9 protein-coding genes are annotated in these 6,681 nt (G+C 44.4%); 4 read left to right on the top strand and 5 right to left on the bottom strand.

Annotation, left to right across the window (positions count from 1 at the left end; all coding sequences use genetic code 11):
* Window positions 1-261: 261 nt before the first annotated feature.
* Together FTU86_RS09220 and FTU86_RS09215 are read left to right on the top strand one after the other, a co-directional pair.
* Complete coding sequence (locus FTU86_RS09220; protein WP_180048483.1) at window positions 262-1,128, top strand: carboxypeptidase-like regulatory domain-containing protein; 867 nt, start codon at window positions 262-264, stop codon at window positions 1,126-1,128.
* A 274-nt stretch (window positions 1,129-1,402) separates the two neighbouring features.
* Complete coding sequence (locus FTU86_RS09215; RefSeq protein ID WP_005176621.1) at window positions 1,403-1,720, top strand: hypothetical protein; 318 nt, start codon at window positions 1,403-1,405, stop codon at window positions 1,718-1,720.
* Between the two features lie 110 nt (window positions 1,721-1,830).
* Here FTU86_RS09215 and FTU86_RS09210 read toward each other — a convergent pair whose 3' ends face one another.
* Both FTU86_RS09210 and FTU86_RS09205 read right to left on the bottom strand, forming a co-directional pair.
* Window positions 1,831-2,622, bottom strand: a complete 792-nt coding sequence (locus FTU86_RS09210) for a nitroreductase family protein (protein WP_168416292.1) — start codon at window positions 2,620-2,622, stop codon at window positions 1,831-1,833.
* Between the two features lie 95 nt (window positions 2,623-2,717).
* Window positions 2,718-3,518 (bottom strand): enoyl-CoA hydratase, encoded by an 801-nt coding sequence (locus FTU86_RS09205; protein ID WP_168405207.1) that lies wholly within the window; start codon window positions 3,516-3,518, stop codon window positions 2,718-2,720.
* 100 nt (window positions 3,519-3,618) lie between these two features.
* Here FTU86_RS09205 and FTU86_RS09200 point away from each other — a divergent pair, with 100 nt between their 5' ends.
* Window positions 3,619-4,188: a nicotinate-nicotinamide nucleotide adenylyltransferase gene (locus tag FTU86_RS09200; RefSeq protein ID WP_075174739.1), complete on the top strand. Its 570-nt coding sequence runs from the start codon at window positions 3,619-3,621 to the stop codon at window positions 4,186-4,188.
* Window positions 4,189-4,247: 59 nt separating this feature from the next.
* A complete protein-coding gene (locus FTU86_RS09195) occupies window positions 4,248-4,832 on the top strand; it encodes a YceI family protein (protein ID WP_180048484.1) in 585 nt (194 codons plus the stop codon).
* A gap of 75 nt (window positions 4,833-4,907) precedes the next feature.
* Here FTU86_RS09195 and FTU86_RS09190 read toward each other — a convergent pair whose 3' ends face one another.
* The 3 genes from FTU86_RS09190 to queC form a co-directional block, all read right to left on the bottom strand.
* Window positions 4,908-5,369, bottom strand: coding sequence for a peroxiredoxin (locus FTU86_RS09190; RefSeq protein ID WP_005176635.1), 462 nt, complete (start codon window positions 5,367-5,369; stop codon window positions 4,908-4,910).
* Between the two features lie 156 nt (window positions 5,370-5,525).
* Window positions 5,526-5,939, bottom strand: coding sequence for a hypothetical protein (locus FTU86_RS09185; protein ID WP_005176638.1), 414 nt, complete (start codon window positions 5,937-5,939; stop codon window positions 5,526-5,528).
* A 16-nt stretch (window positions 5,940-5,955) separates the two neighbouring features.
* Window positions 5,956-6,624 carry a 7-cyano-7-deazaguanine synthase QueC gene (gene queC / locus FTU86_RS09180; protein ID WP_160241482.1) on the bottom strand — a complete coding sequence of 223 codons (669 nt, stop codon included), beginning with the start codon at window positions 6,622-6,624 and terminating at the stop codon, window positions 5,956-5,958.
* Window positions 6,625-6,681 lie beyond the last annotated feature (57 nt).

Raw genomic sequence — 6,681 nt, 5'->3', positions numbered from 1 at the left:
TTTAAGTCAATAAGTTCACAAAAATGGCTAAGTGATGGGAGAGCATGTTCAAGAGTGGATTCTAAATGTTCAGATAAAGACATAAAAAAATGAGCGTATTTACATACACTCATTTTTACTACATTTTTCTAATATTTGCTTAACTGACTGGCATTAACCTTCGGGTGGCTTTTTTATCAGCGTTTCATCCCAAAATGGGGATAGCTGATTTTGCCCGGCACCGTACAATAAACAGCATAATTATAAAAGTGGATAACAAAAATGCAGATGCGAACGGTCATTCCTATTTTTACCAGCTTGATTATACTGAACGGTTGTGGTGGTGAGAGTGCCAAGATTCAGGAGTCTGTCAGATATGCTCAGCCGCTGCATTCCAGTTTAACCCAGTCCCAGTCTGGTACGCAGCCACAAGGTGAAAAGTGGTCGGTTTCAGGTCAGGTATTTGATGCCAGCGGGCAGCCTATTGCCCAAACCAAAATTTATGTGCAGCTGGGCGAACACAACTATTACACCCATTCTCAGACCGATGGCCGTTACACTTTATATCTGCCTCGTGAATATGATTATCCGGATCATATTGCCGGCACGGTCTGGATGGAGGGCTATCAACCGGAAATCCTGTTGCTGTCCTATCAGAACCAGCATTTATATATTGATCAGCATAGCCATCTGGTTCAGCTCAAGCCTTTAACCGAAGCGCATGTGGTGTTTCAGCAGGGGCTATATTTAATTCATCTGGGTGATGATTCACTGGTGAAAAACCCGGAAACCCGAATTCAGACCGCGCCACAAGGACTGGTCTGGAGTGATGGTTTCCAGTACACGCAGGCACTGCAAAAACAGTATAACCAGCTCTGTATCCAGCTGTATGGCAAGGGCATTCAGAGTCAGTATGCCAATCAGGATAAGATTTCCATCTCCAGAAAAAATGACCTGCGTTTAAGTATTACCCAATTGCTGTCAGACAGTCCGAGTTCGGGTGCCTATAGCGCCAATGAGCACTGTTTCCCGTTAAGACATTTTCAGGTGAATGATCATATCCAGGTGCAAATCAAGTCACATACCCTGGACACCGATCAGGATAATTTCGAGATGCTGAATATTGTAGGCGTCTTAAGAAAAATTTAAAGTAGATTACCTTGCTGAAATAAATAATGGGCTCAATGGAATAGCCTAAGCAAAGAAAGGATCTAATCGATTTTGAAGATTCAATAATTCTCGCTAATCCATCGCTATGTTTCATCCAAAGCCATAGCTAAAGCTGGGCAATTGTTTGGGATCAGTACTGTATCTATTCAAACAGATGTAGCGCTATTCAGGATTTAGGTCATTTCTTGCAAACAGCAGATGACAACAGGCCAGTCAATACGGTATGAAAGATAGATCAATACCGGGAGTGACTATGCTAAAATTGATTTTTTATGTGCCTGAATCGCATCTGGAAGCCACCAAAGCTGCTGTATTTAAAGCCGGTGGTGGGGGAATCGGCGATTATGAACACTGTGCCTGGCAGGTGCTGGGCACCGGGCAATTTAAACCCTTACGTGGCGCAGACCCGTATATTGGGGAAGTCGGCACGCTTGAAAAAGTAGAGGAATGGCGGGTGGAAATCATTGTACCGGAAGATAACGCAGCAAATGTAGCCCGTGCCTTAAAAGATAGCCATCCTTATGAAGAACCAGCATTTGAGTTTATTCAGATGATAGATGTGCAGTTTTAATTATTGAATATTGGAATATCTGACAGAGAGGGAGAGCCTTTTAATCAGCTCTCCCTTGTGCAGCAGTCCCGCTTCTCTCTTAAAGAAAAGTGGGACTTTTTACATCTTGTTTAAACTTTCTGAATAAACAACTCCCGGTCAAACCGGTATTGCGGGAAGAACACGCCATCTTTCGCACGTTCACCGGCAGCAATTACCATCACCACATATTGCTGTTCATTCAGCTTTAAGATTTTACGCACCATTGGCTCATCAAAACCTTCCATCATACAGCTGTCAAAGCCATAAGCGCGTAAGGCCAGCACCAGATTTTCACAGGCCAAAGCGGTAGTTTTCGAGGCCCACAGTTTGGCATCGGCCGGATGAAATGCCGACACTGGCAATTGCTTGTCCAAGCTACGTGCCACTTTAAAGGCCACTTTTTTGAAATGACCGAAGGCATTGAAATAGCCAGTTTTATAATTATAGGGAATAAATTTATAGTATTTTTTTACCGGGGCTGGCGCTTCAGGAAACGGGAACTCGGAAATATTGAGTTTGGCCATTTCATCAATGCGGTCGGTGCGTGCCACACAAACAATCAGCTCGGCCGCAGTTCTGGCTGCCAGCTGACTCAGACAGGCTTTGACCAGCTGCTTTTTCTTGGTCGGGTTCTGAACCACATAAAAGGTCCATGGCTGTAAATTGGAAGAGTTCGGTGCCAGTAAGGCTAAATCCAGGCAGGCATCTAAAATATCCGCTGGAATGGGCTTGTCTGTAAATTTACGTACCGAACGGCGGCTGGTGATGACTTTACGAAAGTTTTCGACATCAATATCTTGTGGTGCCGGTTCGTAATAGCGTTTTTTCTCGGTTGAAGATGATGCAGAGTTTAAAGATGAGGGATCTGACGAATTTGACATGGGAACCATCACAAAAGAGATAAAAGAAAGAGAAAACAACTAAACCCTAAAAAACGTAGGCACAGCGACTGCACCTACGTTGATGAGCATAATACTTAATGAAACTGGGTAAAGTCAGGTTTACGTTTTTGCATAAAAGCCTGTACAGCTTCCATCATTTCCGGTGAGCCGACCCGTTTCATAAAGATTTCCGCTTCATGATCAATACAGTCAATGATCTCATCCAGATTGTGTTTCATTAGCGCTTTGGTTTGTTTGAGAGAAGCCAGTGGTAAGGCTGCCAAAATGTGCGCCTGTTGCTGGGCAGTGGCATATACATCCTCTTCAATGCTATTGACCAGACCGGCGTTTAGCGCTTTGTCGCTGTTAAACTTCTGAGCAGTTAGCAGCAGCTCTGCGGCTTTATGGAAACCGGCCTGCTGTACCAGCAGTTTGCTGGACGCACCTTCTGGGGACAGGCCGAGGCTCACAAATGGAATCTGGAACAGGGCAGTGTTGTCGCTATAGACTAAATCTGCATGTAATAACAGCGTGACCCCAATGCCAATGGCTACACCACGCACCGCAGCAATCAGTGGTTTGGAAAAACGTGCAGTGGCTTTTAGCAATACAAAGGGTGGCGTATCTCCAGCTTTGCCTTGCAATGGTGTTTGAATAAACTTCATGAAGTCCTGCATGTCGTTACCGGCACTGAAATCAGCATCGGCTCCGCGTAAAATTACTACGCGGACGTCTTTATTCTGATCGGCTTCGTCCAGTGCCTGCGCAATCCAGAGATACAGTTCACCATACAGGGCATTTTTGGCTTCCGGGCGCTGAATGGCTAAGGTCAGTACGCCATTGTCTAAATTCGCATTCAAATGTGGATGGGGTTGTTGAATACAGCTCAGTGTCATCGTACTATCCTTGCTTTCAATTAATTTGAATTTATGGGCTTATTATGGCGAAAATTATTGTTGACGCCACAACTGGTGAGTTCATAAAAGTTGATGTGCTATGAATTATAAATTTGATTATCTTGTGTTTATTGGCCGCTTCCAGCCTTTTCATCTGGCACATATGCAGACCATTTTAATCGCGCTGGAGCAAAGTGAAAACGTGATTTTGGCATTGGGCTCAGCACAAGATGAACGCAATATCAAAAATCCGTTTACTGCCGCTGAACGCCAGCAGATGATTCTGTCCAACTTTAGCCCAGAGCAGCAGCAGCGGATCAAGTTTGTGCATGTGGTCGATGTATATAACGATGAAAAATGGCAGAAACTGGTGAAAATGCTGGTGGCCACGGTGGCCGGACCAGAAGCCAAAGTCGGTTTAATTGGCCATTTTAAAGATGAGTCTTCCTATTATCTGCAATTTTTCCCGGAGTGGGAGATGGTCGAGCTTGACAGTCTGGAAGGTGCCATGTCTGCCACGCCGGTACGTGAAGCCTATTTTCGTGGAGAAATCTGGACCGATGCCTTCCCGCCGGGCACAATCAAATTTTTACAGAATTTTCAGCACACGCCGGTTTATCAACAATTACAAGACAAATATCATGCGCAAGACCGTAGTAATCTCACCTAAGCTCGCCAGCTCCATCTTGTTAACAAGATAAAGCCAGTTGCGCCGCAAGGAGATAAGCGATGAAGTTGAACCCCTCACATACCATAGTTCCAACAGTAAAATGCTTGCTGGGTGCGGCTATTATGCTGTTGGGTATCAGCCCGGCCTATGCCGAGCGCTGGACCTTGACCCCAAAAAGTGAAGTTGGTTTTGAAATTAAGTCCATGGGCGTGCAACTGGTCGGAGGGCAGTTTAAAGAGGTGCAGTCAGTCATGCATTTTGATCCAACAGCACCGCAGCAGGCCTCAACCCAATTTGTGCTAAATGTGGACAGTCTGCAGCTGAGTAAACCGTCTTTAAGACATATGATTCTGGGTGAGGACTTATTCTATGCTCAAAAATATAAAACCGTCAGTTTTAAAAGCACGCGTTTTACCGCTTTAGGTCCTGATCAATATCGTATTGCCGGCAATTTAACCCTACGCGGCGTGACGCGTCCGGTTGTTTTTCATACCAGTTTAAAACCGAATACAGGAAATCCAAAATTGCTGGATGTGCAATCCTTTACCCAAATTCAGCGCAGTGATTTTGGCATGAAAAAGGCGATGGGTGGTGTTGGAGAAAAGGTCAATATTCAGCTTAAAGGTCAGTGGCGTGTTCAATAATGAGATAACAATAGACGTGATGAGTGAATTAAAAGCCTGATCTTGTATCAGGCTTTTTTCCGATCCAGCAATTGTTTAACTGTTGGCTTGTAAGGTTTTTAAATCTTCCAGTACCTGCTCGGCATGTCCTGCAGCCTTGACTTTACGGTATTCCTTGACCAGCTGGCCGTTATGGAAAATAAAGGTAGAGCGCTCAATTCCCATGACTTTTTTGCCATACATATTTTTTTCTTTAATCACATCAAAATGCTGGCACAGCACTTCTTCCTTATCACTGATCAGATCAATCGTCAGGTTCTGTTTGGCAGTAAAGTTCTGATGTGCTTTCACCGAATCACGCGACACGCCAAGAATGGTCGCACCCAATGCCTCAAACTGATCTTTCAGGCCAGAAAAATCTACCGCCTGCGTGGTACAGCCTGGAGTGGAATCCTTTGGATAAAAATACACAATTAACCATTCCGCCTGTAGTTCAGCCAGATTGATTTCCGCCGTGGTGGTCGGAAAAGTCTGATTCGGTAAGTTCAAGTCGCTCATGATATCGTCCTTTTAGATTGTGTCAGTTTTTAAATTGCCTCTATCATACCGAATTTCCTGCGTTTTCTCACAAATTACCGGTAGAGAAAAATGAACGCAGCAAACTGGGCAAAAAAAAGCCTGCAATGGATGCAGGCCTCTGGAGGAAATATATGATTACTTCTTTTGCTGCGCTTGCGCGGCTTTCATGGCTTCTTCAGTTAAGGTTTTTAATTTACCGGTTAACTGAGGACCAAAACATGCCTGTAAGTCTTTGTTTTGTTTTTGGACAAAAGCAAGAGTACTTGGGCTTTTCTTCTGGTTAATGGTACTTTGGATTTCCCATTTTTGTGCATTGGTCAGCTTGCCATCTGCTTCAACCGCACAGGTACAGTATTTGCTGACTTCAGCAGCGCTTAACTTTTTACCTTTGGCAGTTTCTTCTTTACAAACATTAATCAGCGCCGATTTTACATTGGTGCTTTTATATGCCTGTTGCAATTTGTCTGTGTTGGCCTGAGCAGATGTTGCGAATACGGCTACAGTAGACACAATCGCAGAAAGGATAATGTTTGATTTTAAATTCTTCATAGATTCTACCTTGTCATTACGGTATATAACGTGTTGGATCAGCCACACCTGCGTCTAGGAAACCCTGTTTACGTAAACGACAGCTATCGCATTTTCCACAAGCACGTCCTTGGTCATCTGCCTGGTAGCAAGACACCGTTTGACTATAGTCTACGCCATGATCAAGACCTAAGCGAATGATATTTGCTTTGGATAAATGTAACAAAGGTGTTTCAAATTTGAGTGATTTTCCTTCTACGCCCACTTTGGTCGCCAAACGCGCCATATTGGCAAAAGCCTCAATAAACTCAGGACGACAGTCCGGATAGCCGGAATAATCCACCGCGTTAATACCAATAACAATGGCTTCTGCATCAAATACTTCCGCTGCTGCCAGTGCATAAGACAGGAAGATGGTGTTACGTGCTGGCACATAAGTCACCGGAATACCATCCTGTTCCTGCTCGGGTACCTCAATATTATGATCGGTCAGGGCAGAGCCACCTAAGTTACCTAAATCTATATTAATGACACGATGTTCTACACCTGCACGCTGGGTTAAGGCTTTGGCAGCGTCCAGTTCAGTGGTTGAACGCTGGCCATAACGAAAACTGAGGGCGATACATTCATAACGCGCTTGCGCCCACGCTAAACAGGTTGTTGAGTCTAAACCACCAGATAACAATACAATGGCACGAGGGCGCATCAGAATCTCCAAAATAATAAAAAGCAATTTGAGCTGTGTATAAAGCCTTGCGTTTCG

Source organism: Acinetobacter sp. YH12155, from assembly GCF_013418255.1.
In the GTDB taxonomy this organism is placed as follows: domain Bacteria; phylum Pseudomonadota; class Gammaproteobacteria; order Pseudomonadales; family Moraxellaceae; genus Acinetobacter; species Acinetobacter indicus.
This window is presented reverse-complemented; position numbering and strand designations above follow the sequence as displayed.

What these genes read in the sequence shown, in the direction of transcription:
- FTU86_RS09220 (WP_180048483.1), top strand. Translation starts at nt 262, where the DNA reads ATGCAGATGCGAACGGTCATTCCTATTTTTACCAGCTTGATTATACTG.
- FTU86_RS09215 (WP_005176621.1), top strand. Translation starts at nt 1,403, where the DNA reads ATGCTAAAATTGATTTTTTATGTGCCTGAATCGCATCTGGAAGCCACC.
- FTU86_RS09210 (WP_168416292.1), bottom strand. Translation starts at nt 2,622, where the DNA reads ATGTCAAATTCGTCAGATCCCTCATCTTTAAACTCTGCATCATCTTCA.
- FTU86_RS09205 (WP_168405207.1), bottom strand. Translation starts at nt 3,518, where the DNA reads ATGACACTGAGCTGTATTCAACAACCCCATCCACATTTGAATGCGAAT.
- FTU86_RS09200 (WP_075174739.1), top strand. Translation starts at nt 3,619, where the DNA reads ATGAATTATAAATTTGATTATCTTGTGTTTATTGGCCGCTTCCAGCCT.
- FTU86_RS09195 (WP_180048484.1), top strand. Translation starts at nt 4,248, where the DNA reads ATGAAGTTGAACCCCTCACATACCATAGTTCCAACAGTAAAATGCTTG.
- FTU86_RS09190 (WP_005176635.1), bottom strand. Translation starts at nt 5,369, where the DNA reads ATGAGCGACTTGAACTTACCGAATCAGACTTTTCCGACCACCACGGCG.
- FTU86_RS09185 (WP_005176638.1), bottom strand. Translation starts at nt 5,939, where the DNA reads ATGAAGAATTTAAAATCAAACATTATCCTTTCTGCGATTGTGTCTACT.
- queC (WP_160241482.1), bottom strand. Translation starts at nt 6,624, where the DNA reads ATGCGCCCTCGTGCCATTGTATTGTTATCTGGTGGTTTAGACTCAACA.